Here is a 25,061-nt window from a genome sequence, read left to right as displayed (position 1 = left end):
GCCACGCCTCCCGTGTCACCCCGGACGGCTGCTCCACTGGCCGTACCGGCCGTCCGTACCGACACTGGGGAAATGCGCCCGGCCAGAGCGACGGCAGCAGCCGTCACCACAGTGATCGGTGTCGGCACGGCCGCTGTGGCGGTCGGCCGGTACGCCAGCGACGCCGCGCTCAAGGCGCCCCCCGGACGGCCTCTGCCGGGCGATCCGCGGCTCACCGTGCACGCCACGGCCGCCGGCCGCGTCACCCTCACCCGCTGCCTGGCCTCCCTGCGCCCCGGCACCTACGGGCTGGAGTCCTCGGACGTCCAGGCGGTCGTCGGACCGGTCATCGACGACGTACCGCACCCCGCCGACACCGTCGTGCGCAGGCTGGAGCGCGTCGGCCGCGGCACCCTCGACGCCGGCAGCCGCGTCCGGCTCACCCCGCAGCTCCACCACGGCGACCCCGCCGCCGCGTTCGGCATCGAGTACGACCGGGTGGAGATCCCCGGCGAACTCGGCGCGCTGCCCGGCTGGTTCGTGCCGGGCAGCCGGGACACCTGGGTGATCACCGCGCACGGCCTCGGCACCACCCTGGAGCACCCCATGAACGTCCTGGAGTTCCTGGTGGAGCAGCAGCTCCCGGTCCTGAACCTGGCCTACCGGGGCGACCGCGGCGCCCCGCGCTCCCCGGACGGGCTCGGTCACCTCGGCGACTCCGAATGGCGCGACCTGGACGCCGCGATCCGCTTCGCCGTCCGGGGCGGCGCCGAACACGTCATCCTGTACGGCTGGTCCGTCGGCGCCACCATGGCCCTGCACGCCGCGGGGAAGTCCGGACAGCGCGACCGGATCAAGGGCCTCGTGCTGGACAGCCCGGTGCTCGACTGGGAGGCCACCCTGCGTGCCCTGGCCACCGCCCGCCGCACTCCGGGCCCGCTGCTGCCGCTCGCCGTCCGCGCGGCGCAGGGCCGGACCGGACTGCGCGGCGGCCGGCTGCCCGTGGTCGCCGATCCGGGCATGCTCGACGTCCCGACGCTGATCGTCCACGGCCCCGACGACGTCCTGGCGCCCTGGTATCCCTCCCGTGAACTCGCCGCCCGCCGCCCCGAACTGGTGAGCCTTCACACCGTCTCGGACGCCCCGCACGGCGCCATGTGGAACGCCGACCCCCTCGGTTACGAGGAGACGCTCCGCCGCTTCCTCACCCCCCTCATGTAACCCCGCGTCCGACTTCCGCACCCCCGCCCGCAACCCCCCGCCGGTACGGCCGTCGACGGCCCCGGCCGACCACGGCCACCCTCCGGTCCGGTGTCTTCCCGGCGGTGTGACCGGCCGGGCAAGGCCCCGGCCGGAGGTTCCGTTTGGGCTTTCGGGCAATCAGCGGGAAGACTGCTCCCGTGACGTCCCGAAAGCCTGATGAGCAATTGGCGCGCAACTCCAGACTCCGACTCGTCCGCCCGCGAGCCTTGACCACGGCCCGACGGGCCGTGACCACCGGACGCACGCGTCCGGCGCCCCGCCCGCCGGAGGGCACACCACCCCCCGCGGAGCTGGCCCGTCAGGCGCGGACCGTCCTCGCCGACGCCGTACGGATCGCCCGCTGGGCCGCGGCCGACCGCGACCCCGGCGCGGGCCCCCTCGCCCCATCGGCCCGCGAACGGGCCGCCGCCGCCCTGGAGTTGACTCCGGACCAGGTGAGCGCGGGCTGGGACCGCGCCAGGCTCGCCGGGCTCGTCGAACTGCACGGCGGCACCGCACGCCCCGGCTGGCGCCTGCGCGCCTGGAACCGTGACGACTCCGCCGTCCTGCGCGGCTGGGTCGCCCTCTTCGACGCCTGGTCGCTCGTCCACGCCGCCCCCGCCGACGTCGCCCCGGCGACGGTCGCCGAGGTCGTCGAAGCCGTCCCCCAGATGCTCTCCCTCCTCCAGCTCTCGGCCGGCTCCGTGCTCGTACCGGCCCTGCTCGACCTGCTCCAGCAGCGCGTCGCCGAACTGCGCGACGAGCGCTGCGAGGTGCCGTACGACCCCGCGACCGTGTCCGGCCCCACCGCCGCCCCGACCGCGTCCGCACCCGAGCCCGAGCCCGAAGCCGACCGGGCCACCGGCACGGTCCCGCTGCCGCCGCTTCTCGACTGGGCCCTGGAAGGTCTGGCCGCCGTCGGCGCCCTGACCCTCGGCAAGGGCCAGGCGACCCTCACCCCGCTCGGGAACTGGGCGGTCTGGGTCAAGCTGGAGCAGATCTGCGTCGCCGCGCAGAGCCCGGCGGGCAACATCGAGCAGTCCGCCGAGAACATGCTGCGCGGCTGCGCGCGGCTCACCCCCGGACCGGCCCGCGCCGAATACCGGGCCTGGCTCGCCGCCCGCCCCGTCGGCAGCGCGGTCACCGAACTCCTCGCCGTGGCCCGCGGCGAGGACGCGCTCCTGCGCGGACTCGCCTTCGAGGCGCTGCGCGTCGTCGGCGCTCCCGCCGAGTCCGAGGTGCGCACCGCCTCGGCCGAACCCTCACTGCGCCCCTACGCGCTGCTCTGGCTCGCCGAATACGAGGGCACGGACCCTGAGGACGCACCCGACGTCCTGACCCGCGACGAGTCGACCTGGCTCTGGGTCGACACCGCCGCCGCCGTCGCCGACCACGGGGAGACCGCGCTGCTGGTCCGCCATCTCGACTCGGCCGTCCAGGGCACCGTCCCCGCACTGCTGGACGAGATCAGGGCCGTGGGCCACCCCCGCACCGTGCAGGTCCTGGTCGCGCTGGCCGCCGCGCACCCGGACCCCGCCCTCGCCAAGGCCGTCCGCCGGGCGGCGTTCCAGGTCCACACCGGAGGAGCCTGACCGGCCCCGGCCGCCGTCGGCCGGCCTGCCACCGGGCGGCGGCCGGGCGCTCAGCCCCCGGCGCCCGGTGCGTACGTCCCGAAGCTCCACACGTTGCCCTCCGCGTCCCGCGCCATGTAGTCGCGCGAGCCGTAGTCCTGGTCCGTCGGCGGCATCAGGATCTCCACGCCCTGTGCGGCGGCTCGCGCGTGGTGCGCGTCGACGTCCTCCACCACCACATAGATCCCGGCGGGCCCGCCGCCCGCCATCGCCTTGGCGAAGACGCCGTCGCCCTTCCCGGACCCCAGCATCACGATGCCGTTCCCATGGGCCAGTTCGGCATGGAGCACGCTGCCGTCCTCGCCCTCGTACACACTCAGCTCCGTGAAGCCGAAGGCGTCCTTCAGCGTCCTGATGGCCGCCTTCGCGTCGTCGTAGACGAGCGTCGGACAGATACTCGGCGCACCGGCCATGCTGATCACCCTTCTCCAAGCTCGGCTGTGACCTGCGTCTCACTTCTCACAGTCTCGCACCGGCCACCGACAACGCCTCTCGGGCGACCGCCCCGGACAGACTCCGCCAGGCGTAAACCAGTTGTGCGGTCCCGGTAGACTCGGCCGTATGGCATTTCTCCTTGTGCATTAGCCGGCGTCGAAGAATCCCCTCCGCCCGCCCTTCCGCCGTCCATACCGCCTTGGAGTTTTCCCGTGATCACCGCCACCGGTGTCGAGTTGCGCGCCGGCGCTCGTGTCCTCATCGAGTCCGCCTCCTTCCGTATCGCCAAGGGCGACCGCGTCGGCCTCGTCGGCCGCAACGGAGCAGGCAAGACCACCCTCACCAAGTGCCTCGCGGGTGAGGCCATCCCCGCCGCCGGCACCATCACCCGCTCCGGCGACGTCGGCTATCTGCCGCAGGACCCGCGCACCGGCGACCTCGACACCCTCGCCCGCGACCGCATCCTCTCCGCGCGCGACCTCGACACCGTCCTGAAGAGGATGCGCGAGAACGAGGACCGGATGGCGAACGGCAAGGGCGCCACCCGCGAGAAGGCGATGAAGAAGTACGAGCGCCTGGAGACGGAGTTCCTCACCAAGGGCGGTTACGCCGCCGAGTCCGAGGCCGCCACCATCGCCGCCGCGCTCGGCCTGCCCGACCGGGTCCTCGGCCAGCCCCTCCATACGCTCTCCGGCGGTCAGCGCCGCCGTGTCGAACTCGCCCGCATCCTCTTCTCGGACGCCGACACCCTGCTCCTGGACGAGCCGACGAACCACCTCGACGCCGACTCCATCGTCTGGCTGCGGGACTACCTCAAGACGTACCGCGGTGGCTTCATCGTCATCTCCCACGACGTCGACCTCGTCGAGACGGTCGTCAACAAGGTCTTCTACCTGGACGCCAACCGCTCCCAGATCGACGTCTACAACATGGGCTGGAAGCTCTACCAGCAGCAGCGCGAGTCCGACGAGAAGCGCCGCAAGCGCGAGCGGGCCAACGCGGAGAAGAAGGCCGCCACCCTCAACTCGCAGGCCGACAAGATGCGCGCCAAGGCCACCAAGACCGTCGCCGCGCAGAACATGGCGCGCCGCGCCGAGCGCCTGCTGTCCGGCCTGGAGGCCGTACGCCAGTCCGACAAGGTCGCCAAGCTGCGCTTCCCGGACCCGGCGCCGTGCGGCAAGACGCCGCTGACCGCCGAGGGCCTGTCGAAGTCGTACGGCTCCCTGGAGATCTTCACCGATGTCGACCTGGCCATCGACAAGGGCTCACGCGTCGTCATCCTCGGCCTCAACGGCGCGGGAAAGACCACACTGCTCCGGCTGCTCGCCGGGGTGGAGAAGCCCGACACCGGAGAAGTGACACCGGGCCACGGCCTCAAGCTCGGCTACTACGCGCAGGAGCACGAGACGCTCGACCCCGAGCGCTCGGTCCTGGAGAACATGCGCTCGTCGGCCCCGGACCTCGACCTGGTCCAGGTCCGTAAGACCCTCGGCTCCTTCCTCTTCTCCGGGGACGACGTCGACAAGCCGGCCGGTGTCCTGTCCGGCGGCGAGAAGACCCGCCTCGCGCTGGCGACCCTGGTGGTCTCGTCGGCCAACGTGCTGCTGCTGGACGAGCCCACGAACAACCTCGACCCCGCCAGCCGTGAGGAGATCCTGGGCGCGCTGCGCACGTACCAGGGCGCGGTCATCCTCGTCACCCACGACGAGGGCGCCGTCCAGGCGCTCGAACCGGAACGGATCATCCTGCTGCCCGACGGTGTCGAGGACCTGTGGGGCGCGGACTACGCGGATCTGGTGGCGCTGGCCTGACCGCACGATCGTGATCCACTCCGTATGGATCATTCGGCTCAGCGGTGATCCATCATCTGGGTGAGTGCGTCTCGTACTTTGGCGTGGCGCCCCGACGATCAAGCGGTTCCGGGTCCATTTCGATCAGCTCTCCGGGGCACCGTGTCTGACCTGCTGTTTCTTGTGTGCTTCCGGCGACCGGTGTGCAGACACTGGTCTGGAAGTAAGAATTCCGTTCGTGTTCGAATCCTGGGCTCCGTCGAAGCTTGTGGTGCGAACCTTGCTGAATGGGTGGCCAGGAGCGCCCCGAGGGGTGATCATGAGAAGTCCAGAGCGCACTTCCATGAGGAGGCACGGGTGGCCGAGACTCTGAAGAAGGGCAGCCGGGTAACCGGCCCCGCGCGCGACAAGCTCGCGGCAGACCTGAAGAAGAAGTACGACTCCGGTGCGAGTATCCGTGCGCTGGCCGAGGAAACGGGCCGGTCATACGGATTCGTCCACCGGATGCTCAGCGAATCCGGAGTCACACTGCGGGGACGCGGGGGAGCGACACGTGGCAAGAAGGCCTCGGCCTGACGACCGCGCACCGCTTCTCCGGCCACCGGTCCGCCGGTGACCACCCGGCCGGTCGTCGCGGTCGACCGGGTGGTTACTGTGCAGTCACTTAGCCAGTTGTGCTGACTGCACCGAACCGGAGGCACCCCATGACTTCGCTCGATCCCGTACTCGACAAGAACGGCGTACGGCTCACCGTCGAGGACGCGGTTGCCTCGGTGACCTTGACCAACCCGGCCAAGCGCAACGCTCAGTCTCCCGCTCTGTGGCGGGCGTTGACGGAAGCCGGACAGTCACTGCCGGGCAGCGTGCGGGTCGTCGTGCTGCGCGGCGAAGGCAAGTCCTTCTCCGCCGGCCTCGACCGGCAGGCGTTCAGCCCCGAGGGCTTCGACGGTGAACCTTCCTTCCCGGAACTGGCACGCCGTTCCGACCCGGACCTCGACGCGGCCATCGCCGCGTACCAGTCCGCCTTCACCTGGTGGCGCCGGAGCGACATCGTGTCGATCGCCGCCGTCCAGGGACACGCCATCGGCGCCGGGTTCCAGCTCGCGCTGGCGTGCGACCTGCGAGTCGTCGCGTCGGACGTGCAGTTCGCCATGCGCGAGACCAGCCTGGGGCTGGTCCCCGACCTCGGCGGCACACACCCCCTCGTCGGGCTCGTCGGATACGCCCGCGCGCTGGAGATCTGCGCGACGGGCCGCTTCGTCCAGGCCGATGAGGCCGAGCGCACCGGCCTGGCCAATCTCGTGGTGCCACCGGCCGAACTCGAGGCGGCGGTGAAGGACTTGACCGCGGCCCTGCTCGCGGCGCCGCGCGACGCGACGGTCGAGACGAAAGCCCTGCTGCGGGGCGCCTCGACGCGTACGTACGACGAACAGCGCGCCGCCGAGCGCGCCGCGCAGGCACGCCGACTGCGCGACCTGGCGGGACTGGGCGACTAGGCCGTGTCTGACAAATAGCGCCGTCCGCCCTTGGGGCGGGGCGCGCGGCGTCCGGTGCGTGCGATCGCAAGGCGGAGGATCGCTCTCGTACTGGGCGTACTCGGATGCCTTCGAGAGCGCTGCCAACGCGGCGGGCGTGCGTGCCGGGCGTCGCGCGGCCAGGCGGGATTTGTCAGACACGGCCTTTTCGGATCAGGCCCTGACGTCGACCGCCGTGATCAGTACGGCGACCGTCGGGTGACCCGGCAGTGACGCCGAGACCGTCTCGCTGACGGCGCGCGCCACCTTCGACGGATGGTGGCCCGCCGCCGTCGCCAACTCGATGCGCGCATGGCCCTCGGCCACGAGCACCGCGGTGCCGAGCGCCCCGGAGAGATGGGCGACGCCGGGGACGTTCGCCGCGTTGAGCGCCACCGTGCCGTCCGGGGTGACGGCTGTTGCCTCGACTGGCTCAGCCGCTCCCGAAGATTCCGGCTCCCGCTCCAGCAGTGCCGTCACCCGCAGGTCCACCTCCGTCACCCGCAGCCCCAGCCGGTCCACCGCGTGCGCGTACAGCGCCGTACGCAGCCGCTCGGCCAGGTCGGGCAGCGGCCGGCCCGCGACCGCCGCGAAATCCCCCTCGATACGGAGCACCCCCGGCGGCAGCGCGCCGGGCGGCGGGGGCACCGCGGGCGGCTCCGTCGAGCCGGGATCGGCCAGACAGAGCCGCAGCCGGCCGAGCACTGCGCCGGGCACCCGTGCGGCCGTGCCTCGCAGCGCGGTCGTCGCCGCCCGTTCGGCCAGCCACGCGCCGTCCGCCGCGTCGCCCAGCGGGAGCAGTCGGCCGAGGCCGAGCCGTTCGCGTACCGCCGCACCCCATCCGTCCGCACCCTTGCCACCGCGCCCAGTCGTCATGGGCCCACACTGCCGTATTCCCGGCGCAAGACCGGGCAAGTCGCCTTAATGTGGGCATCGAGTCCACCGGCGCCCGGAAAGGGGCGAATCGCATGTCCGACATCGCACAGCGCAACCAGTCCGAGCCGTCCGCCAAGTCGTCGTCCACCGATGATCAGCGGAAGTCGTCCCCCGGCAGGAGGGGCGGCGGCGCCCCCGCCGTCCGCGGACGGACCACCATCGCCGACGGTGTCGTCGAGAAGATCGCCGGCCTCGCCGCGCGTGATGTGCTCGGCGTCCACGCGATGGGCAGCGGTATGTCCCGCACCTTCGGTGCCGTACGCGACCGGGTCCCCGGCGGCACCAAGTCCGTCTCGCGCGGCGTGAAGGCCGAGGTGGGCGAGGTGCAGACCGCCCTCGACCTGGAGATCGTCGTGGACTACGGCGTGTCGATCGCCGACGTCGCCCGCGATGTACGGGAGAACGTGATCTCCGCCGTCGAGCGGATGACGGGCCTTGAGGTCGTCGAGGTCAACATCGCCGTCAGCGATGTGAAGCTGCCCGACGAAGAGGACGACGAGCCCGAGTCCCGGCTCCAGTAACGGACAGGTCCGCAAGACCGAGGAGGAGTCACAGGATGAGCATGGCGGTGGTCGGCCTGTTGGCCGGTATGGCCCTGGCGTTCGCCGGGTTTTTCGGCGGTTTCGGGGCCTTTCTGCTGGTGGCCGCGTTGGGCGCGGTCGGCTTCGTGGCCGGCCGATTCCTCGACGGCGATCTGGAAGCGGGCGACCTCTTCCGCGGTCGCGAACGCGACGAACGTCGGCGGTGACCGCCCGTGGCCGGTGAGCGGGTGGCGGCTGCGGAGCGGGGGGCGACCACGATCGCCGACCGGGTCGTCGCGAAGATCGCCGCACAGGCGGCGCGGGAGGCGCTGGACGGCGTACCGGTCGGGGGCGAGGCGCCGCACGCCAGCGTCCTGGTCCACCACGACGTCGCGCGGGTACGGGTCGGAGTCGAGCTGGACTACCCCTCCGACATCGGCGCCCGGTGCGGCGCGGTGCGTCAGCGGGTCGCCCAGCGGGTACATGCTCTGGCGGGGATGGACGTGCCCGAGGTGGCGGTCGTCGTCGAACGGCTGCACTCCGCCCAGACCCGCGCGGCGCAGGGGAGGATCCAATGAGTGAACCGGCGGATGGGTCGGCGGGTGAACCGGCAGGCGAGGGGACCGAGCGCGCCGCGGGCGCCGTCCGCGCGGACGTGATGGAGCTGGACCAGTCCGCCTCCGCCGCGCGGTACGAACCGAGGCGGCCGGCGACGGGACAGGGCGACGGAGACGGCAAGGCCGGCCGGTTCTGGTCCTGGCGCCGGATCCCGGCCGCCGTCGTCGCGGCCGTCCTGCTCGGCGCGGCGGCGCTGCTGCTGTACGACGTCGCGGCCGTCCGCGCCGACCACCCGGCCATGTACTGGCGCCGCTGGCTCGCCGGCCGGCTCGCCACCCAGCCCCTGGACAACACCTGGGTCCTCGTCGGCACGGGCGTCGCGGCGGTCCTCGGCCTCTGGCTGATCGTCCTCGCCCTGACGCCGGGCCTGCGCGAGATCCTGCCGATGCGGCGCGGCCCGGCGGGGGTCCGGGCCGGACTCGACCGGGAGGCGGCGGCGCTGATGTTGCGCGACCGGGCGCTCGAAGTCTCCGGTGTGCAGTCCGTACGGGTACGGGCCCGCCGGTCCAAGGTCCGGGTCCGGGCCGTGTCCCACTTCCGCGAACTCGACGACGTACGCGCCGATCTCGACACCGCCCTGGGCACCGGCATCGGCGAGCTGGGGCTCGTCAAGCCGCCCGCGCTCTCCGTGTACGTCCGCCGGCCGAAGAAGAAGGGATGACGGGATGGTCAGGGTCGTCAACCGTGTCCTGCTGGGTCTCGTCGGGCTGGTACTGCTGTGCGTGGGCGGCGGGCTGCTCGCGACGGGGCTGGGCGTGTCCGTCCCGTCCTGGTGGCCCTACTCCGGCAAGGAGGACGTCCTGCTGAGCCACGCCGACCGTGTGCGCTGGAGCGACCAGAGCTGGTGGTGGCCGGTCGTCATCGCGGTGCTCGCGGTCCTGGTGCTGCTGACGCTGTGGTGGCTGCTGTCCCAACTGCGCCGCCCGCGGCTGTCCGAGGTGCTGGTCGACAGCGGCGACGGAGAGGGGGCGCTGCTGCGGGGGCGGGCGCTGGAGAACGTCCTGGAGAGCGAGGCGCAGTCGCTGGACGGCGTGGCGCGGGCACGCGTCCGGCTGACGGGGCGCCGGAGTGCGCCGGAGGCGCGGGTACGGCTGCTGCTGGAGCCGCACGTGGCGCCGGGGACCGCGCTCGAGGGGCTGACGGAGAAGGCGGTGGCGCACGCGCGGGATTCGGCGGGGCTGGAGTCGCTGCCGACGGAGGCGAGATTGCGTGCCGCCAAGCACCGGGCGCAGAGGGTGACTTGAACTTCCAGCCCCCCGGCGTTTGAGGCGCGGGGTCCGGGGCGGAGCCCCGGCAGGAAGGGTCAGTAGCCGTGCCGGGTGCCGCCGTCGATCGGGAGCATCAGGCCCGTCAGATAGGACGCCGCCGGGGAGAGCATGAACGCCGCCGTACGGCCGAACTCCTCCGGCGTGCCGTAGCGGCGCAGCGGTATGCGGGACTCGTGCGACGCCCGCGCCGCCGACGGGTCGCCGGACAGCGCGTCCAGCTCGCGGACGCGATCGGTGTCTATCCGGGCCGGCAGCAGGCCGATCACGCGGACGCCGCGCGGACCCACCTCGTCGGCCAGCGACTTCGCGAAACCCGCCAGACCAGGCCGCAGGCCGTTGGAGATCGTGAGGCCGCGGATCGGTTCGTAGACCGAGCCGGACAGGACGAGGCCGACGACCCCGCCGTCGGCCAGTTCCGCCGCCGCCGTACGCGCCAGCCGTACCGCGCCCAGGAAGACCGAGTCGAACGCCGACCGCCACTGCTCGTCCGTCGTGTCCAGCGGGAGCCCCGGTGGCGGGCCGCCGACGCTGATCAGGATCCCGTCGAAGCCGCCGAACCGCTCGCGCGCCACCGCTATCAGACGCTCGGCGACAGCGGGGTCGGCGTTGTCCGCGGCGACGCCGAACGCGTTCGGGCCGATCGAGGCCGCCGCCTCGGCGACGGACTTCTCGTCGCGTCCGGTGACGACCACTTTCGCGCCGTCCGCCGCCAGCGCTTCGGCGGACGCGCGCCCCAGCCCCCGGGACGCCCCGGTGACGACGTAGACACGGTCCTTCAGTCCAAGATCCATGGCCCCATCCTGCCTTCTCCGCCATCGCCGGGGCCAGGGCCGTCCACGCGGGACCGATATGCCCGAACGCCAGCGCGCAGCGACTCAGTTACACGGCTGCCGTCTCACGCTCGGGGGCGCTCCGGGTCGCGGTCGCCGCCCGGTCGCGCTTCTCGCGCCGTACGAGAACGACCCACCCGACGGGCACACCGGCGGTGAACAGCCACCACTGCACGGCGTACGCCATGTGCGCGCCGATCGAGCTGGAGTCGGGCTTCGGGATCTGCTCCGGGCTGCCGCCGGCCGCCGCAGGAGCGGTCTGTTCGATGTAGCCGCCGAGGACGGTACGGCCGAGGGACCGGGCCTGCTGTGCGCTGTTGATCAGCATCACCTGGCGGTCCGGGAGGTCGCTCAGCTCCTTGATGCCGCTGCTGCGGGTCGTCTCGTCGGCCTTGAGGCGGCCGGTGACGGTGACTTCGCCCTTCGGCGCCGCCGGGATGTCGGGGAAGGACCGCTGGTCCTCGCCGAAGGGGATCCAGCCCCGGTTGACGAGGACCGCGCGGCCGTCGTCGAGGACGAACGGGGTCAGGACATGGAAGCCGACGGTCTCGTCGGTGTTGGTCCGGCGGCGTACGACGACCTCGTGCTCCGTGTCGAATCTGCCGGTGGCCTCGACCTGCCGCCAGTAGTCGGCGCGCGGGACGGTGTGGCCGGGGGAGGTCAGCTCGGTGACCGGGACCGGCTTCGCCTTGAGGTTGTCCGCGATCAGGGTGTTCTGCGCCACCCGGCGTTCGTGGCGGTGCAGCTGCCAGAAGCCCAGCTCGATCATCACGGGGATGAGGACGAGGGCGAGCAGGGTGAGGATCACCCACTGCCGCGACAAGAGGAAGCGGTACACGCCTTTGACGGTACCCGGCGGGCCGGGCGGCACCGGCAGCGGGTCACCCGTCCGGCAGGCGCCCCGGCCCGGACCGCCGGCGCCCCGCCCCGTGGGCCGGCGCCCCTCACACCCGGTCGACGATGCCCGCCTTCCCCTCCGCGCGGGCGCAGTGGGCGCCGCAGAACCACTGGCCTTCGACCTCGACGCCCTGGCCGATGATCTGGACCCGGCAGTGTTCACAGACGGGCGCCATGCGGTGGATGGCGCAGGAGAAGCAGTCGAAGACATGCACCGCGCCCTGCGCGTGCACCTCGAAGGACATGCCGTATTCGTTTCCGCAGACTTCGCAACGTGCCATGCGCCACAGGGTGGGACGCGGCGGAGCGGTGTGCGAGCGGACGGCGGGCGAGTCGCGGCGCAATCACCCGTCTGACGGGGGCACCACCGTGGGTACCGCCGCGGGAAGCGCCGACGGCGACGGGGCCACGTCGCGCAGCAGGTGGGTGAACGCCGCCTCGTCGACGACCGGCGTGCCGTACTCCGCCGCCTTCACCGCCTTGGACGTCGCCGCCTCCGGATCGTTCGTCACGAGGAGACTCGTCTTGCGCGAGACGCTGGTGGCGACATGCAGCCCCGCCTCGATCGCCCGGTCCTCCAGCAGTTCACGGTCGACCGACGTGTCGCCCGAGAACGCCACCCGCATCCCCTGCGCGAGCGGCTTGTCGCTCTCGTACCGCCCCGGGTTCGGATACGGACAGGGCGGCAGCCGGCGCGACGGACGCCAGGTCGCCGGGCGGTAGGCCGTCTGACGGCCGATCAGCGGCGGCGTCGCCGGGGTGTCCGACCACTCGGTGAGCGGCCGGCATTCGAGCAGCGGCAGCCGCACCCCGTCCCGCGCCGCCGCGTGCAGGCTCGGCCGGAACGCCTCCGCGAGCACCCGCGCGTCGTCCAGCGCGTGGTGCGCGCGTTGCTGCACGACGCCGAAGTGCTCGGCGAGCGTGGCCAACTTGTGGTTGGGCAGGGGGAGTCGTAGCTCCCTGGCCAGGGCGATGGTGCACAGCCGCTGGCGTGTGGGCGCGGTCGCCTTGGCGCGTGCGTACTCCCGCGAGATCATCGACCAGTCGAAGGCCGCGTTGTGCGCGACGAGCACCCGGTCCGCGAGCCGCTCGGAGAAATCGTGCGCGACATCCCTGAACAGCGGTGCGCCCGCCAGTACATCGGCCGTCAGACCGTGGATCCAGACCGGGCCGGGATCCCGCTCGGGATTGACCAGCGTGTACCAGTGGTCCTCGACGTCGCCCCGCGCGTCCAGTCGGTACACCGCCGCGGACACTATCCGGTCGTCACGGGCGAGTCCGGTGGTCTCCACGTCGACGACCGCGTATCCCCGGGGGTACGCGGCCGGCCACATCGCTGAAATCGCAGGGTCGTCGAGCATGGTCACAGAGAATACGGGCCACGACTGACAGTCCGTGACACGCCTCTGACCGGTCGTCGGCCCGCCCGCAGGGCCCGGGAGTTGACGGGACGTCCGGTCACCCGTTGGTGGAAGCCACCAAAATCCGCTGACAGGACGTCTCATATACTTGTCAGTAACACCATCTAGCCGGGGCCGACGCCCCGCCCTACGGTGCTGACATGCCGCCGAACCTGCCCGATGTCGTGCTCTGGTCGATCCCCGCGTTCGTCCTGCTCACCCTTGTCGAGGTGGTGAGTTACCGACTCCATCCCGACGAGGACGCCGCCGGGTACTCGGGCAAGGACGCCGCCACCAGCCTCTCCATGGGACTCGGCAGCCTCGGCTTCGACCTCCTGTGGAAGATCCCCGTCGTCGCCATCTACACGGCGGCGTACGAGCTGACACCCCTTCGCGTGCCCGTCCTGTGGTGGACGATCCCGCTGATGCTCCTCGCGCAGGACTTCCTCTACTACTGGTCCCACCGCGGTCACCACGTCGTACGGATCCTCTGGGCCTGCCACGTGGTCCACCACTCCAGCCGCAAGTTCAACCTCAGCACCGCGCTGCGCCAGCCCTGGACCTCACTCACCGTCTGGCCGTTCTACCTGCCGTTCATCCTGCTGGGGGTCCACCCCGCGGCGCTCGCCTTCTGCTCGTCGGCGAACCTCGTCTACCAGTTCTGGGTGCACACCGAGCGGATCGACAAGCTGCCCCGGCCCTTCGAGTACGTCCTGAACACGCCCTCCCACCACCGGGTGCACCACGCCTCCCAAGGCGGCTACCTGGACCGCAACTTCGGCGGGATCCTGATCGTCTGGGACCGCCTCTTCGGCTCCTTCGCGGCCGAGACCGAGCGGCCCGTCTTCGGGCTCACGAAGAACATAGAGACCTACAACCCGCTGCGGGTCGCCACCCACGAGTACGCCGCCATCGCCCGCGACCTGCGCGCCGCCCGCGACTGGCGCGAACGGGCCGGACGTCTCTTCCGGGGACCCGGATGGCAGCCCGAATGAGCGACCGGCTCGCGAAGCCTCCCCTGGCCACCTTCGCACTCGCCGCCTTCGCACTCGCCGCCGTCGCCGAGCTGGTGAGCGTCGCCGCGGACGCACGGACCGGCCAACTCCTCGCCAAGCCCCTGCTGATGCCGCTGCTCGCCGTGTACGTGGCCGCGCGGGGCGGTCCGCGGCTGCTCGTCGCCGCGCTGCTCCTCGGCTGGGGCGGCGACGTGTTCCTGCTCTCGTCGGCCGACGGGGCGTTCCTCGCGGGCATGGGCTGCTTCGCCGCCGGACACGTCTGCTACCTGACGCTGTTCGGCCGCCGCCGCACCCGCGTGGATCTGGCCCTCGGATACGGCCTGCTGGTCGTCGTGACGCTCGTTCTGCTCTGGCCCGACCTCCCCGCCGAACTGCGCGTCCCCGTCGCCGGATACAGCCTGCTGCTGGCCGCCATGGCCTACCGGGCCAGTGGTCTCGGCCCGCTCGCGGGCGCGGGCGGCGCGCTCTTCCTGCTCTCCGACACGCTGATCGCCGCCGGCGTCGCCGAGTGGCCGCGGCCACCCGTCGCGGACCTCTGGATCATGCTCACCTACATCGCGGCCCAGGCCCTGCTCACGGCCGGGGTCCTGCGGGCCGCCGTACCGGCCCCGTACACGACTGAGCGGGCCGCCCCGTAGGACGGCCCGCTCACCCGCTCACGCGGTCGCCGTTACCGGCTGACGGCGTCCAGCGCGTCGACGGTGCCGACGCCGTAGAAGCCGTTCTTGCTCTTGCTGCCCTCGCACACCGCGTCGACGGTGCCGTCACCGTCGATGTCGTACGGGTTGCCGCACGGCGTCGCGTCGGCCTGGACGTTCATCAACGTCTTGACCAGCCACGGCGAGGCGTAGGGGTGGGTCGACTTGATCAGCGCCGCGACACCCGCCGCGTGCGGGGAAGCCATCGATGTACCACCCTTGTAGCCGAAGCCACCACCGGGCAGCGTGCTCAGGATCAGACCGTTGACGGCGGGCGCCTCCGGCGTCTGGTACGCCGTTCGGTCGCCACCGGGAGCGGCGATGTCGACGACCCCGAGGCCGTAGTTGGAGTACGACGCCTTCAGGTTCTTCGCACCGGTCGCGGAGACCGTGACCACACCCGGCAGCTGGGCCGGGATGTCCAGGCATGTGTCGGGGTCGATCACGCGCTCACTCGGAACGGTGTCGTTCGGGCTGGAACCGTCCATCAGTTCGTCGGCGGCCAGATCCATGTCCGAGTTGCCGGCGGCGGCGACATTCACGACGCCCTTGCCCTCGGCGTACCGGGTGGCCCGCCCGACGGCGTCGGCCAGGGCCTTCTGGTCCGGGTCGTCGGCGCAGTTGAACAGCCACGGGTCGGTGTAATAGCTGTTGTTCGTCACATCGACGCCGTGCTCGGCGGCCCAGACGAAGCCGCAGACGACCGCCTCGGTGTAGAAGAAGCCGTCGGGCTGCGACACCTTGATGCCGGCGACCTTCACACCCGGAGCGACGCCGGTGACACCGGTGCCGTTCTTGGCCGCGGCGATCGTGCCCGCGACGTGCGTGCCGTGGTCACTCTCGCCCGCGGCGGGACGCCAGGCGCCGTCCGTCGTGTCGGGCGTACCGCCCACACAGTTGGCCGAGGCGCGGCGGTCGAAGTTCGGCGCGAGATCGGGGTGGGTGTCGTCGACACCCGTGTCGATCACGGCGACCGTGACCTTGCTGCTGCCCAGCGACTTCTGGTGCGCCTTGTCGGCCTTGATGGCCGGCAGGTCCCACTGAAGAGGCTCCAGCGCGTCCTGGTCCTCGGACGCCGTCGCCGCGGCGGCCTTGGCCTCCTTGGCGGACAGCGGCTGCTCCGCGTCGATGTCCGTGGTGGTCTGGGCCGCCATCGGATTCGTGCGGGTGGCCCCCGCCGAAGCGACGCCCCGGACCTTGCGGATCGTCTTCACGAACTCCGGGTTCTGCGAATGGACGACGATGACACCTATCTGGTCATAGGCGATCACGACTGTCCCGCCGGCCTCGGCGATGGCCTTCTTCACCGACTTGACGGTGGAGTGCCCGCCGTTGGTGTTCACGACGTACGACATCTTCGGGCCGTCCGCCGAAACGGCGGCCGGGACGTCTGCCGGCGCCGCCGAAGCCGCGCCGGCCGGCAGAAAGCCGAGCGAGGCGACGAGCGCCAGACCGACGGGCAGAGCCAGTGCGCGCCGCTGTCTGGATCTCAGATGAGCCATGGGTTCTCCACATCATCCGTGAGGCCGCCCCTGCGCACGCTGCGCATGGGCGGGTACATGACGAGCGAAGCTATCTCTGATCATCGCTGCTCAGCAACGATTTCGGTCAGAAAAACGCGGGTGTTGAACCACTTCGCCACGCTCTCCGTGCCGTTGTCAGGGGGTGGAGCAACATCACCCCCCGAGTGAGGACACCCATGAACACCCCTACCGCACCCGCGTCACGAGGAGATTCCGTGGCTACCGATGGACCGCCGCCCCAGGGCGAATCGGACTCCAGCACCCCCGCCCAGCCCACGACAGCACAGTTCGTCGAGGTCCAGGGGAGCGCCGAGTTCGGTGAACTGCGCCGTACGTACCGCTCTTTCGCCTTCCCCCTGACCATCGCCTTCATCGCCTGGTACCTGCTGTACGTCCTGCTGTCCAACTACGCCGGCGGCTTCATGGGTACCAAGCTCTTCGGCAACATCAATGTCGCCTTCGTCTTCGGCCTCGGTCAGTTCCTCACCACCTTCCTCATCGCCTGGTTCTACGCGAAGTTCGCATCGCAGAAGCTCGACCCCAAGGGCGCGGCGATCAAGTCCCGTATGGAGGCCGACCTGTGAGCCCGACCATTCAGCTGAGTGAGGCCGCGAACGTACATCTGGCCAATACCGACGCCAGCGAGCACCGGCCGCTGATCATCACGCTTTTCGCCCTGTTCGTCATCGCGACCCTCGTCATCACCGTGTGGGCCGGCCGGCAGACCAAGAGCGCCGCCGACTTCTACGCGGGCGGACGGCAGTTCACCGCCTTCCAGAACGGCCTCGCGGTCTCCGGCGACTACATGTCCGCCGCCTCTTTCCTCGGTATCGCCGGTGCCATCGCCCTCTTCGGATACGACGGGTTCCTCTACTCCATCGGCTTCCTCGTCGCCTGGCTCGTCGCGCTGCTGCTGGTCGCCGAACCGCTGCGCAACTCCGGCCGCTACACCATGGGCGACGTCCTCGCCTACCGGATGCGCCAGCGCCCCGTCCGTACGGCGGCGGGCGCCTCCACCATCGTCGTCTCGATCTTCTACCTGCTCGCCCAGATGGCCGGTGCGGGCGTGCTCGTCTCCCTGCTGCTCGGCATCACCAGCGACGCGGGCAAAATCCTGATCGTCGCCCTGGTCGGCATCCTGATGATCGTCTACGTCACCATCGGCGGCATGAAGGGCACCACCTGGGTCCAGATGGTCAAGGCCGTCCTGCTGATCGCGGGCACCCTGCTCATCACCTTCCTGGTGCTGCTGAAGTTCAACTTCAACATCTCCGACCTGCTCGGCACCGCCGCCTCCAACAGCGGCAAGGGCACCGCCTTCCTGGAGCCGGGACTCAAGTACGGCCTCACGGAGACCTCGAAGCTCGACTTCATCTCCCTGGGTATCGCGCTCGTCCTCGGCACCGCCGGTCTGCCGCACATCCTGATCCGCTTCTACACCGTGCCCACGGCCAAGGCGGCCCGTAAGTCCGTCAACTGGGCCATCGGCATCATCGGCGGCTTCTACCTGATGACCATCGCCCTGGGCTTCGGCGCCGCGGCGCTGCTCACCCCGAAGGAGATCACCGATTCCAACCCGGCGGGCAACACGGCCGCGCCACTGCTCGCGATGGAGATCGGCGGCGGCGGGGACTCCACCGGCGGCGCCATCCTGCTAGCCATCATCTCCGCGGTCGCCTTCGCCACCATCCTCGCGGTCGTGGCCGGTCTGACACTGGCGTCCTCGTCGTCGTTCGCGCACGACATCTACGCCAACGTCATCCGCCGGGGCAAGGCCACCGAGAAGGAGGAGGTCCGCGCGGCGCGCTACGCGACCGTCGCCATCGGCATCGTCTCCATCGCGCTCGGCGCCCTCGCCCGCGACCTGAACGTCGCCGGCCTGGTGGCCCTCGCCTTCGCGGTCGCCGCCTCCGCCAACCTGCCGACGCTCCTCTACAGCCTCTTCTGGAAGAGGTTTACGACGACGGGCGCGCTCTGGTCGATCTACGGCGGTCTCACCTCGTCCGTCCTGCTGGTGCTGTTCTCGCCGGTCGTCTCCAGCAAGCCCAGCTCGATGTTCCCGGGCGTGGACTTCGCCTTCTTCCCGCTGGAGAATCCGGGTCTCATCTCGATCCCGCTGGGCTTCCTGCTCGGCTGGCTCGGATCGCTCCTCTCCAAGGAGGAGCCGGACGTCAAGAAGTACGCCGAGCTGGAGGTCAAGTCGCTCACCGGCACCGGGGCGCACTGATCGATCCCTGATCGTCTTCCACCGAAGCGAGCGCATTCGGCGTGGCCGCGTCGTAGAGTCCTACGACGCGACCACGCCGCTCCTCGTCGCAAGCGGCCCCGGCCGTTGTCAGAGGTCTGCCGTACGCTCGAAGGACACCACGAGGGAAGGGGCTCACCGTGCTCGTCGACACCTATGGCCGGGCAGCCACCGACCTGCGCGTCTCGCTCACCGACAAGTGCAATCTCCGGTGTACGTACTGCATGCCGGAAGAGGGCCTGCAATGGCTCGCCAAGCCCGATCTGCTCACCGACGACGAGATCGTCAGACTCGTCCGCATAGCCGTGACCCGGCTGGGCGTCCGCGATGTCCGCTTCACCGGCGGTGAGCCCCTGCTGCGGCCCGGTCTCGTCGGCATCGTCGAGCGCTGCGCGGCCCTCACCCCGCGCCCCAAGATGTCGCTGACGACCAACGGCATAGGGCTCGGCCGCACGGCCGCGGCACTGAAGGCCGCGGGCCTCAACCGGGTGAACGTCTCGCTCGACACCCTGCGCCGCGACGTCTTCAAAACCCTCACCAGGCGCGACCGCCACCAGGACGTGCTCGACGGCCTGGCCGCCGCGCGCGAGGCCGGACTGACCCCCGTCAAGGTCAACACCGTGCTGATGCCGGGGCTCAACGACGACGAGGCACCGGAACTCCTCGCGTGGGCCGTCCGACACGGCTACGAGCTGCGCTTCATCGAGCAGATGCCCCTCGACGCCCAGCACGGCTGGAAGCGCGACGGAATGATCACCGCCGGTGACATCCTCCAGTCACTGAGGACCCGCTTCACGCTCACCGAGGAGGGCGGCGAGGAGCGCGGATCCGCCCCCGCCGAGCGCTGGATCGTGGACGGCGGACCGCACCGGGTCGGTGTCATCGCCTCCGTGACCCGCCCGTTCTGCTCCGCCTGCGACCGCACCCGGCTCACCGCCGACGGTCAGGTGCGCAGCTGCCTGTTCGCCCGCGAGGAGACCGACCTGCGTACGGCCCTGCGCTCCGACGCGTCCGACGAGGCCATCGCGACGCGGTGGAAGCTGGCGATGTGGGGCAAGAAGGCGGGCTCCGGCCTGGACGACCCGACGTTCCTCCAGCCCGACCGTCCCATGTCAGCCATCGGCGGCTGAGCTGTCCCGCTCCCACTCGGCCAGGGTGACCACATCCTTCAGGAAACCGCGGACGCCGAGGAACGACGAAAGGTGTTCGCGGTGGTCGTCGCAGGCCAGCCAGGTCTTCCGGCGCTCGGGCGAGTGCAGCTTGGGGTTGTTCCACGCCAGCACCCACACGGCTGCCGCGCGGCAGCCCTTGGCCGAACAGACAGGGCTGTCGGGCCCGGAGGATGCGCTGGAAGAATCGAAGAGGTCCACGACCTGAAGCCTAGGCCGTAAAAAGGCGACGCCGAGCAGCCACGGGGGGAGCTGCCCGGCGTCGGTCCGTCGCTCCGACGGGGGATGCGGAGCGCCTACAAAGTATGTCACGGGTAACGGGGTCAGGTGCACCGGAACTTCATGATTGATCTGAGCTTTTCTTGAGCTTTGCGGCCGGGCCCGCTCAATTTCGCTCGTGTGGGGGACCGGGATGTTCGAAGTTCGCGGACCGTGTGCCGGATTCCGCTCCACCCGCCGCCGGAGCGGGAGCGATCATCGGCCGGGCCGGCGGAGCGAGGTGCGTCGACGGCAGCGAACCACCGTTCTCCCGTCCCCCGTTGGCGATCACCACGGCCACGTACGGCAGCAGGACTCCCAGTACGAGGCAGGCAATCGCGACATATCGCTCCACATTCCACAGAGCCACGGCCAGGATCACCGCGAGGGTGCGCACCAGCATCGAGATGACATAGCGCCGTTGCCTGCCGCGCACGTCCTCGTCGAGCCCCCGCCTCGCGCCCGTGATACGGAAAACCTCGGCGCTGCGCTGCTTCCGCATCACGATCCACCATCCGATTCCCTCGCCGGCCGTTCCCCGTGCCGGACCCGCTCAACGGTACGCCCGCCCTGCGCCCACTACGAGAGGGGGTACCGCTCGACGGCGGCGCACCCCGTCCCCGCCCGCGCACGTACGGCCCTGTTCGACAAGCGGCGTATACGCGACACACCCGGACCGGTCCCACCTGCCCGACAGCGGTACGGACCGGCACGCCGTACGCGTACCGGGCCGTACCGCTTTCCCGCGCCGGATCAGGACGCCGCGTCCGCCGTGACCTCGACCGCGGCGAGGTTCTTCTTGCCCCGGCGCAGCACCAGCCAGCGACCGTGCAGCAGCTCCCCGGCGTCCGGTACGGCTTCGGCGTCCGTGACCTTGACGTTGTTCACGTACGCCCCGCCCTCCTTCACCGTCCGACGGGCCGCCGACTTGCTCGGCGCCAGCCCGACCTCGGTCAGCAGGTCCACCATCGGCGCCAGCTCCGCCACCCGCGCGTGCGGCACCTCGGACAGGGCCGCCGCCAGCGTCGCCGCGTCCAGCCCGGTCAGCTCCCCCTGGCCGAACAGCGCCTTCGACGCCGCGACCACACCGGCGCACTGATCGGCGCCGTGGACCAGCGTCGTCAGCTCCTCGGCCAGCGCGCGCTGCGCCGCACGGGCCTGCGGACGCTCCTCGGTCAGCTTCTCCAACTCCTCGATCTCCTCGCGGGACTTGAAGCTGAAGATCCGCAGGAACTTGGAGACGTCCCGGTCGTCCGCGTTCAGCCAGAACTGGTAGAACGCGTACGGCGTGGTCCGCTCGGGGTCCAGCCAGACCGTGCCGGACTCCGTCTTGCCGAACTTGGTGCCGTCGGCCTTCGTGATCAGCGGGGTCGCCAGGGCGTGCACCGACGCGTCGGGCTCGACCCGGTGGATCAGGTCCGTACCCGCCGTGAGATTGCCCCACTGGTCACTGCCGCCGGTCTGCAACGTGCAGCCGTAGCGCCGGTTCAGCTCCAGGAAGTCCATGCCCTGAAGGATCTGGTAGCTGAACTCCGTGTAGCTGATGCCCGCGTCGGAGTTCAGCCGCCGCGCGACCGCCTCCTTCGCGATCATCTTGTTGACCCGGAAGTACTTCCCCACGTCGCGCAGGAAGCTGATCGCCGACAGACCCGACGTCCAGTCCAGGTTGTTGACCATCGTCGCGGCGTACGGACCGTCGAAGTCCAGGTACCGCTCGATCTGCCCCCGGAGCCGCTCCACCCACTCGCCGACGACCTCGGGCTCGTTCAGCGTGCGCTCCGAGTTCGGCTTGGGGTCGCCGATCAGGCCCGTCGCCCCGCCGACCAGACCCAGCGGACGGTTCCCCGCCCGCTGGATCCGGCGCATGGTGAGGATCTGGACCAGATTCCCCAGGTGCAGGCTGGGCGCGGTCGGGTCGAAGCCGCAATAGAACGTGACGGGGCCGTCCGCGAACGCCTTGCGCAACGCGTCCTCGTCGGTGGACAGGGCGATCAGCCCGCGCCACCGCAGCTCGTCGACGATATCCGTCACGTTTCTCGCGTCTCCTTCGATGTGTCCAGGTCCGTCCGGCGTCCGTGACGACGGAACGCCTTCGAGGTTATACGCCCTGGCTGACCGAACTCATATTGAAATCGGGCACCCGCAGCGCGGGCATCGCGGCCCGCGTGAAGTAGTCGCCCCACTCACGCGGCAGCGTCTTCTCCGTCCGTCCCGCCTCCGACGCCCGCAGGAGCAGACCGACCGGCGACTCGTTGAAGCGGAAGTTGTTCACCTCGCCGACGACCTCGCCGTTCTCGACGAGATAGACACCGTCCCGGGTCAGCCCCGTCAGCAGCAGAGTGGCCGGGTCGACCTCGCGGATGTACCACAGGCAGGTCAGCAGCAGCCCGCGCGTGGTGCCGGCGACCATCTCCTCCAGCGAACGCTCACCGCCGCCGTCCAGGACCAGATTGTCGACCGGCGGCGCGAGCGGCAGCCCGGTCAGCTCCGCGCTGTGCCGCGTGGTGATCAACCGGTCCAGCTTCCCGTCCCGGATCCAGTCGGTCGCGCGGAGCGGCAGCCCGTTGTCGAACACCGACGCGTCGTCGCCCGACGCGTGCGCGATCACGAACGGAGCGGATTCCAGGCCCGGTTCGTTCGGATCGCTGCGCAGCGACAGCGGCAGCTCGGCGAGGGTGTCGCCGACGCGGGTACCGCCGCCGGGCTTGGAGAAGACCGTACGGCCCTCGGCCGCGTCCCGCGCGGACGACGACCACAGCTGGTAGATCAGCAGATCTGCCACCGCGGTGGGCGGCAGCAGCGTCTCGTACCGGCCGGCCGGCAGCTCGATCCGCCGCTCCGCCCAGGCCAGGCGCCGCGCCAGCTCCGCGTCGAGCGCCGCCGGGTCGACATCCTTGAAGTCCCGCGTCGCCCGCCCCGCCCAGGCCGACCGCGACCGGTCGGGGGACTTGGCGTTCAGCTCCAGCGTGCCGTTGGGCTGGTCATGGCGGAGCCGTACACCCGTGGACGTACCGAGATACGTCGACGTCAGCTCGTGGTTCGCGAAGCCGTACAGCTCACGGCCGCCGGCCCTGGCGTGCGCGAAGGACTCACCGAGCGCCGGCGCGAAGTCGGCGAAGACCGCGGATGTCGTCTCGGCGGGCTCGTCGGTGAAGTCCTCCGACACCGGCCCGGCCTCGACCAGCGGCCGGGCGTCCTCGGCGGGACCCGCACCACGGGCGGCTGCCTCGGCGGCCCGCACCAGCGGCTCCAACTCGTGGGCGGTGACGGCGGATCGGGACACCACACCGGAGGCGGTGCCCTCCTTGCCGTCGACGGTCGCGATGACGGTGAGCGTACGGCTCCGGGTGAGGCCGTTCGTCGTCAGCGCGTTGCCGGCCCAGCGGAGGTTCGCGGTCGAATGCTCGTCGGCGATGACCACGCAGCCGTCGGCGGTGGACAGTTCGAGTGCCCGCTCGACGATCTCGTGCGGCTTGCTGCTCGTGCTCAACTTCCGGCCTCCTGCGTCGTGTTGAGGATGTTCACGCTTCGGAACAGGGCCGACGGGCAGCCGTGCGAGACCGCCGCCACCTGGCCCGGCTGGGCCTTGCCGCAGTTGAAGGCGCCGCCGAGTACATACGTCTGCGGTCCGCCGACCGCCTCCATGGAGCCCCAGAAGTCCGTCGTCGTCGCCTGGTAGGCGACATCGCGCAACTGACCCGCCAGCTTGCCGTTCTCGATCCGGAAGAACCGCTGCCCGGTGAACTGGAAGTTGTACCGCTGCATGTCGATCGACCACGAACGGTCGCCGACCACATAGATCCCGCGCTCCACCCCGCCGATCAGATCCTCCGTGCCGAGCCCGCCCGGATCCGGCTTCAGCGACACGTTCGCCATGCGCTGCACCGGCACATGGCCCGGCGAATCGCCGTACGCGCAGCCGTTGGAGCGGTCGAAGCCCGTGAGCTTCGCGATCCGCCGGTCCAACTGGTAGCCGACGAGCGTGCCGTCCTTGACGAGGTCCCACGACTGGGCCTCGACACCCTCGTCGTCGTACCCGATCGTCGCCAGCCCGTGCTCCGCCGTGCGGTCACCCGTCACATTCATGATCGACGAGCCGTAGGCCAGCTTCCCCAGCTGGTCGAAGGTCGCGAAGGACGTCCCGGCGTAGGCCGCCTCGTACCCGAGCGCCCGGTCCAGCTCCGTCGCGTGGCCGATCGACTCATGGATGGTCAGCCAGAGGTTCGACGGGTCGACGACCAGGTCGTACGTCCCCGCCTCGACGCTCGGCGCGCGCATCTTCTCGGCGAGCAGCCCCGGAATCCGCTCCAGCTCGGAGTCCCAGTCCCAGCCGGTGCCCGTCAGATATTCCCAACCCCGCCCGACGGGCGGGGCGATGGTGCGCATCGAGTCGAACTCGCCGCTCTCGCCGTCCACGGCGACCGCCGACAGCTGCGGGTGCAGCCGGACGCGCTGCTGCGTGGTGACGGTGCCGGCCGTGTCCGCGTAGAACTTGTTCTCGTGCACGGTCAGCAGCGAGGCGTCCACATGCGCCACGCCCTCCCCGCGCAGCAGCCGCGCGCTCCACTCCGCGAGCAGCCCGGTCTTGTCCTCGTCGGGTACCTCGAACGGGTCGATGTCGTACGCCGACACCCAGGTCTTCTCCGCGTGCACCGGCTCGTCGGCCAGCTCCACACGCTCGTCCGAACCCGCCGCCGCGATCACCTTCGCCGACAACTTGGCCATCGCCACGGCCTGTCCGGCGACCTTGGCCGCCGCGTCCATCGTCAGATCGACCCCGGACGCGAACCCCCACGCGCCGCCGTGCACGACGCGGACCGCGTACCCGAGGTCGGTGGAGTCCGACGACCCGGCGGGCTTGGCGTCCCGCAGCCGCCAGGCCGCGCTCCGCACCCGCTCGAACCGGAAATCGGCATGATCGGCGCCGAGCGCCCGCGCTCTGGCGAGCGCCGCGTCGGCGAGTGCCCGCAGCGGCAGCGCCAGAAACGACTGATCGACCTCATGGGGCACGTCGGCCTCCCTTTCACATGCCTCGGTAAAGGTGTCCGCAGTGAATCATGCGGTACGGGGTGGAGTTTCGCCCCCGTTTAT

At 70.8% G+C, this 25,061-nt stretch carries 27 protein-coding genes; 15 read left to right on the top strand and 12 right to left on the bottom strand.

The genetic code is table 11. The features are described 5' to 3' along the window. The first annotated feature begins 72 nt into the window (after positions 1 to 72). Positions 73 to 1,200 (top strand): alpha/beta fold hydrolase, encoded by a 1,128-nt coding sequence (locus ACIBLA_RS10730; RefSeq protein WP_363245809.1) that lies wholly within the window; start codon positions 73 to 75, stop codon positions 1,198 to 1,200. Positions 1,201 to 1,379: 179 nt separating this feature from the next. Beyond that, the gene (locus tag ACIBLA_RS10725; protein WP_399198383.1) at positions 1,380 to 2,813 is read left to right on the top strand and encodes a hypothetical protein; all 1,434 of its coding nucleotides are present in this window, start codon (positions 1,380 to 1,382) and stop codon (positions 2,811 to 2,813) included. 50 nt (positions 2,814 to 2,863) lie between these two features. Here ACIBLA_RS10725 and ACIBLA_RS10720 read toward each other — a convergent pair whose 3' ends face one another. Then, positions 2,864 to 3,265: a VOC family protein gene (locus tag ACIBLA_RS10720; protein ID WP_399198382.1), complete on the bottom strand. Its 402-nt coding sequence runs from the start codon at positions 3,263 to 3,265 to the stop codon at positions 2,864 to 2,866. A gap of 234 nt (positions 3,266 to 3,499) precedes the next feature. Between ACIBLA_RS10720 and ACIBLA_RS10715 the strand changes: the two genes are divergently transcribed. The 3 genes from ACIBLA_RS10715 to ACIBLA_RS10705 all read left to right on the top strand — a co-directional run bounded on the left by ACIBLA_RS10715 (position 3,500) and on the right by ACIBLA_RS10705 (position 6,573). Continuing rightward, on the top strand, positions 3,500 to 5,098 hold the full coding sequence (locus ACIBLA_RS10715) for an ABC-F family ATP-binding cassette domain-containing protein (protein ID WP_363245812.1): 1,599 nt from the start codon (positions 3,500 to 3,502) through the stop codon (positions 5,096 to 5,098). 336 nt (positions 5,099 to 5,434) lie between these two features. After that, positions 5,435 to 5,653, top strand: a complete 219-nt coding sequence (locus tag ACIBLA_RS10710; RefSeq protein ID WP_023542602.1) for a helix-turn-helix domain-containing protein — start codon at positions 5,435 to 5,437, stop codon at positions 5,651 to 5,653. Between the two features lie 128 nt (positions 5,654 to 5,781). Beyond that, positions 5,782 to 6,573, top strand: coding sequence for an enoyl-CoA hydratase/isomerase family protein (locus ACIBLA_RS10705; RefSeq protein WP_363245813.1), 792 nt, complete (start codon positions 5,782 to 5,784; stop codon positions 6,571 to 6,573). A gap of 192 nt (positions 6,574 to 6,765) precedes the next feature. On the opposite strand, the gene ACIBLA_RS10700 is transcribed toward ACIBLA_RS10705, so the two are convergent. Further along, the gene (locus ACIBLA_RS10700; protein ID WP_363245814.1) at positions 6,766 to 7,467 is read right to left on the bottom strand and encodes a hypothetical protein; all 702 of its coding nucleotides are present in this window, start codon (positions 7,465 to 7,467) and stop codon (positions 6,766 to 6,768) included. A 92-nt stretch (positions 7,468 to 7,559) separates the two neighbouring features. Between ACIBLA_RS10700 and ACIBLA_RS10695 the strand changes: the two genes are divergently transcribed. The 5 genes from ACIBLA_RS10695 to amaP are packed head-to-tail and all read left to right on the top strand — an operon-like array spanning position 7,560 to position 9,910. Then, complete coding sequence (locus ACIBLA_RS10695) at positions 7,560 to 8,048, top strand: Asp23/Gls24 family envelope stress response protein (RefSeq protein WP_363245815.1); 489 nt, start codon at positions 7,560 to 7,562, stop codon at positions 8,046 to 8,048. Positions 8,049 to 8,083: 35 nt separating this feature from the next. Further along, positions 8,084 to 8,275, top strand: a complete 192-nt coding sequence (locus ACIBLA_RS10690; RefSeq protein ID WP_363245816.1) for a hypothetical protein — start codon at positions 8,084 to 8,086, stop codon at positions 8,273 to 8,275. A gap of 6 nt (positions 8,276 to 8,281) precedes the next feature. Then, positions 8,282 to 8,626, top strand: a complete 345-nt coding sequence (locus tag ACIBLA_RS10685; protein WP_363245817.1) for a hypothetical protein — start codon at positions 8,282 to 8,284, stop codon at positions 8,624 to 8,626. After that, positions 8,623 to 9,327 (top strand): DUF6286 domain-containing protein, encoded by a 705-nt coding sequence (locus tag ACIBLA_RS10680; RefSeq protein ID WP_363245818.1) that lies wholly within the window; start codon positions 8,623 to 8,625, stop codon positions 9,325 to 9,327. Before ACIBLA_RS10685 ends, ACIBLA_RS10680 begins: the two co-directional genes overlap by 4 nt. 4 nt (positions 9,328 to 9,331) lie before the next feature. Next, positions 9,332 to 9,910, top strand: coding sequence for an alkaline shock response membrane anchor protein AmaP (amaP, locus tag ACIBLA_RS10675; protein WP_363245819.1), 579 nt, complete (start codon positions 9,332 to 9,334; stop codon positions 9,908 to 9,910). A gap of 59 nt (positions 9,911 to 9,969) precedes the next feature. On the opposite strand, the gene ACIBLA_RS10670 is transcribed toward amaP, so the two are convergent. The 4 genes from ACIBLA_RS10670 to ACIBLA_RS10655 all read right to left on the bottom strand — a co-directional run bounded on the left by ACIBLA_RS10670 (position 9,970) and on the right by ACIBLA_RS10655 (position 13,028). Next, complete coding sequence (locus ACIBLA_RS10670; protein WP_363245821.1) at positions 9,970 to 10,725, bottom strand: SDR family oxidoreductase; 756 nt, start codon at positions 10,723 to 10,725, stop codon at positions 9,970 to 9,972. An 88-nt stretch (positions 10,726 to 10,813) separates the two neighbouring features. Next, positions 10,814 to 11,602, bottom strand: coding sequence for an SURF1 family protein (locus tag ACIBLA_RS10665; RefSeq protein WP_399198380.1), 789 nt, complete (start codon positions 11,600 to 11,602; stop codon positions 10,814 to 10,816). A gap of 106 nt (positions 11,603 to 11,708) precedes the next feature. Then, positions 11,709 to 11,942, bottom strand: coding sequence for a hypothetical protein (locus ACIBLA_RS10660; RefSeq protein WP_329389300.1), 234 nt, complete (start codon positions 11,940 to 11,942; stop codon positions 11,709 to 11,711). 63 nt (positions 11,943 to 12,005) lie between these two features. Beyond that, positions 12,006 to 13,028 carry a DEDDh family exonuclease gene (locus ACIBLA_RS10655; RefSeq protein WP_399198379.1) on the bottom strand — a complete coding sequence of 341 codons (1,023 nt, stop codon included), beginning with the start codon at positions 13,026 to 13,028 and terminating at the stop codon, positions 12,006 to 12,008. 194 nt (positions 13,029 to 13,222) lie between these two features. On the opposite strand from ACIBLA_RS10655, the gene ACIBLA_RS10650 reads away from it, so the two are divergent. Both ACIBLA_RS10650 and ACIBLA_RS10645 read left to right on the top strand, forming a co-directional pair. After that, on the top strand, positions 13,223 to 14,056 hold the full coding sequence (locus ACIBLA_RS10650) for a sterol desaturase family protein (protein ID WP_363245824.1): 834 nt from the start codon (positions 13,223 to 13,225) through the stop codon (positions 14,054 to 14,056). After that, positions 14,041 to 14,715, top strand: a complete 675-nt coding sequence (locus ACIBLA_RS10645) for a lysoplasmalogenase (protein ID WP_399198378.1) — start codon at positions 14,041 to 14,043, stop codon at positions 14,713 to 14,715. Before ACIBLA_RS10650 ends, ACIBLA_RS10645 begins: the two co-directional genes overlap by 16 nt. Positions 14,716 to 14,747: 32 nt before the next feature. On the opposite strand, the gene ACIBLA_RS10640 is transcribed toward ACIBLA_RS10645, so the two are convergent. Then, positions 14,748 to 16,277, bottom strand: coding sequence for a S8 family serine peptidase (locus tag ACIBLA_RS10640; protein WP_363245826.1), 1,530 nt, complete (start codon positions 16,275 to 16,277; stop codon positions 14,748 to 14,750). A 236-nt stretch (positions 16,278 to 16,513) separates the two neighbouring features. Here ACIBLA_RS10640 and ACIBLA_RS10635 point away from each other — a divergent pair, with 236 nt between their 5' ends. From ACIBLA_RS10635 to moaA, 3 genes are all read left to right on the top strand, one after another. Further along, positions 16,514 to 16,882 (top strand): DUF485 domain-containing protein, encoded by a 369-nt coding sequence (locus ACIBLA_RS10635; protein WP_363245827.1) that lies wholly within the window; start codon positions 16,514 to 16,516, stop codon positions 16,880 to 16,882. Positions 16,883 to 16,896: 14 nt separating this feature from the next. Further along, positions 16,897 to 18,525: a cation acetate symporter gene (locus ACIBLA_RS10630; RefSeq protein WP_399198466.1), complete on the top strand. Its 1,629-nt coding sequence runs from the start codon at positions 16,897 to 16,899 to the stop codon at positions 18,523 to 18,525. 158 nt (positions 18,526 to 18,683) lie between these two features. After that, entirely contained in the window at positions 18,684 to 19,673 is a 990-nt protein-coding gene (gene moaA / locus ACIBLA_RS10625) for a GTP 3',8-cyclase MoaA (protein WP_363245828.1), read from the top strand. On the opposite strand, the gene ACIBLA_RS10620 is transcribed toward moaA, so the two are convergent. The 5 genes from ACIBLA_RS10620 to ACIBLA_RS10600 all read right to left on the bottom strand — a co-directional run bounded on the left by ACIBLA_RS10620 (position 19,656) and on the right by ACIBLA_RS10600 (position 24,980). Continuing rightward, the gene (locus tag ACIBLA_RS10620; RefSeq protein ID WP_363245829.1) at positions 19,656 to 19,913 is read right to left on the bottom strand and encodes a hypothetical protein; all 258 of its coding nucleotides are present in this window, start codon (positions 19,911 to 19,913) and stop codon (positions 19,656 to 19,658) included. The genes moaA and ACIBLA_RS10620 overlap by 18 nt on opposite strands. A gap of 184 nt (positions 19,914 to 20,097) precedes the next feature. Next, positions 20,098 to 20,472 carry a DUF3099 domain-containing protein gene (locus ACIBLA_RS10615; protein ID WP_363245830.1) on the bottom strand — a complete coding sequence of 125 codons (375 nt, stop codon included), beginning with the start codon at positions 20,470 to 20,472 and terminating at the stop codon, positions 20,098 to 20,100. 251 nt (positions 20,473 to 20,723) lie between these two features. Further along, positions 20,724 to 22,001 carry a tyrosine--tRNA ligase gene (tyrS, locus tag ACIBLA_RS10610; protein ID WP_363245831.1) on the bottom strand — a complete coding sequence of 426 codons (1,278 nt, stop codon included), beginning with the start codon at positions 21,999 to 22,001 and terminating at the stop codon, positions 20,724 to 20,726. A gap of 67 nt (positions 22,002 to 22,068) precedes the next feature. Continuing rightward, on the bottom strand, positions 22,069 to 23,460 hold the full coding sequence (locus tag ACIBLA_RS10605) for a metallopeptidase TldD-related protein (RefSeq protein WP_363245832.1): 1,392 nt from the start codon (positions 23,458 to 23,460) through the stop codon (positions 22,069 to 22,071). Then, positions 23,457 to 24,980: a TldD/PmbA family protein gene (locus ACIBLA_RS10600; RefSeq protein WP_363245833.1), complete on the bottom strand. Its 1,524-nt coding sequence runs from the start codon at positions 24,978 to 24,980 to the stop codon at positions 23,457 to 23,459. Before ACIBLA_RS10600 ends, ACIBLA_RS10605 begins: the two co-directional genes overlap by 4 nt. Positions 24,981 to 25,061 lie beyond the last annotated feature (81 nt).

Origin of the sequence: Streptomyces sp. NPDC050433 (assembly GCF_044458565.1) — a bacterium.
Classification (GTDB): Bacteria; Actinomycetota; Actinomycetes; order Streptomycetales; family Streptomycetaceae; genus Streptomyces.
The sequence above is the reverse complement of the archived record's forward strand: the minus strand, read 5'-3'. Positions and strand labels throughout refer to the sequence as shown.

What these genes read in the sequence shown, in the direction of transcription:
- ACIBLA_RS10730 (WP_363245809.1), top strand. Translation starts at nt 73, where the DNA reads ATGCGCCCGGCCAGAGCGACGGCAGCAGCCGTCACCACAGTGATCGGT.
- ACIBLA_RS10720 (WP_399198382.1), bottom strand. Translation starts at nt 3,265, where the DNA reads ATGGCCGGTGCGCCGAGTATCTGTCCGACGCTCGTCTACGACGACGCG.
- ACIBLA_RS10705 (WP_363245813.1), top strand. Translation starts at nt 5,782, where the DNA reads ATGACTTCGCTCGATCCCGTACTCGACAAGAACGGCGTACGGCTCACC.
- ACIBLA_RS10700 (WP_363245814.1), bottom strand. Translation starts at nt 7,467, where the DNA reads ATGACGACTGGGCGCGGTGGCAAGGGTGCGGACGGATGGGGTGCGGCG.
- ACIBLA_RS10695 (WP_363245815.1), top strand. Translation starts at nt 7,560, where the DNA reads ATGTCCGACATCGCACAGCGCAACCAGTCCGAGCCGTCCGCCAAGTCG.
- ACIBLA_RS10690 (WP_363245816.1), top strand. Translation starts at nt 8,084, where the DNA reads ATGAGCATGGCGGTGGTCGGCCTGTTGGCCGGTATGGCCCTGGCGTTC.
- ACIBLA_RS10680 (WP_363245818.1), top strand. Translation starts at nt 8,623, where the DNA reads ATGAGTGAACCGGCGGATGGGTCGGCGGGTGAACCGGCAGGCGAGGGG.
- amaP (WP_363245819.1), top strand. Translation starts at nt 9,332, where the DNA reads ATGGTCAGGGTCGTCAACCGTGTCCTGCTGGGTCTCGTCGGGCTGGTA.
- ACIBLA_RS10670 (WP_363245821.1), bottom strand. Translation starts at nt 10,725, where the DNA reads ATGGATCTTGGACTGAAGGACCGTGTCTACGTCGTCACCGGGGCGTCC.
- ACIBLA_RS10660 (WP_329389300.1), bottom strand. Translation starts at nt 11,942, where the DNA reads ATGGCACGTTGCGAAGTCTGCGGAAACGAATACGGCATGTCCTTCGAG.
- ACIBLA_RS10650 (WP_363245824.1), top strand. Translation starts at nt 13,223, where the DNA reads ATGCCGCCGAACCTGCCCGATGTCGTGCTCTGGTCGATCCCCGCGTTC.
- ACIBLA_RS10645 (WP_399198378.1), top strand. Translation starts at nt 14,041, where the DNA reads ATGGCAGCCCGAATGAGCGACCGGCTCGCGAAGCCTCCCCTGGCCACC.
- ACIBLA_RS10640 (WP_363245826.1), bottom strand. Translation starts at nt 16,277, where the DNA reads ATGGCTCATCTGAGATCCAGACAGCGGCGCGCACTGGCTCTGCCCGTC.
- ACIBLA_RS10615 (WP_363245830.1), bottom strand. Translation starts at nt 20,472, where the DNA reads ATGCGGAAGCAGCGCAGCGCCGAGGTTTTCCGTATCACGGGCGCGAGG.